This window comes from Mesorhizobium sp. M7A.F.Ca.MR.362.00.0.0 (genome assembly GCF_004023175.1).
In the GTDB taxonomy this organism is placed as follows: domain Bacteria; phylum Pseudomonadota; class Alphaproteobacteria; order Rhizobiales; family Rhizobiaceae; genus Mesorhizobium.
Genome location: NZ_RZTF01000178.1, coordinates 1 through 859 on the forward strand (window position 1 = coordinate 1; position 859 = coordinate 859).

General features: G+C 65.3%; 1 protein-coding gene (cut by a window edge). It reads right to left on the reverse strand.

The window, feature by feature from the left end; all coding sequences use genetic code 11:
- Nucleotides 1-859, reverse strand: part of the annotated coding region (gene uvrA, locus EOC06_RS20790) for an excinuclease ABC subunit UvrA (RefSeq protein ID WP_128308673.1) (this coding region is incomplete at its 3' end). The annotated region continues 2057 nt past the right edge of the window; 859 of its 2916 annotated nt are in view.

Consider the following 859-nt stretch of genomic DNA (forward strand, 5'->3'; position numbering starts at 1 on the left):
GCGCTTGCCTCCGGGGCGCCGCTCCAGAAGCTCCTTGAGGAACTGGCCGGTGTAGCTGCGCTTCTCGCGCACGATCGCTTCCGGCGTGCCGGAGGCAACCAGTTCGCCGCCGCCGTCGCCGCCTTCGGGGCCGAGGTCGAGCACCCAGTCGGCGGTTTTGATCACTTCGAGATTGTGCTCGATGACCACCACCGTGTTGCCCTGGTCGACCAGTTCATGCAGCACTTCCAACAGCTTGGCGACGTCGTGGAAATGCAGGCCGGTGGTCGGCTCGTCGAGGATATAGAGCGTCTTGCCGGTCGCCTTGCGCGACAGTTCCTTGGCGAGCTTGATGCGCTGCGCCTCGCCGCCGGACAGTGTCGTCGCCTGCTGGCCGATATGGATGTAGCCGAGGCCGACCTGCTTCAGCGTGTCGAGCTTGTCGCGCACGCCGGGCACGGCGGCGAAGAAGTCGACGCCTTCCTCGACCGTCATGTCGAGCACATCGGCGATCGACTTGCCCTTGAACACGACGTCGAGCGTCTCTCTGTTGTAGCGCTTGCCGTGGCAGACGTCGCAGGTGACGTAGACGTCGGGCAAAAAGTGCATCTCGATCTTGATGACGCCGTCGCCCTGGCAGGCTTCGCAGCGGCCGCCCTTAACGTTGAAGGAGAAGCGGCCGGGCTGGTAGCCGCGCGCTTTGGCCTCCGGCAGGCCGGCGAACCAGACGCGGATTGGCGTGAAGGCGCCGGTATAGGTGGCGGGGTTCGAACGCGGAGTCCTGCCAATGGGCGACTGGTCGATGTCGATGACCTTGTCGAGGAATTCGAGGCCCTCGATGCGGTCGTGGTCGGCCGGGTGCTCGCGCGAGCCCATGATG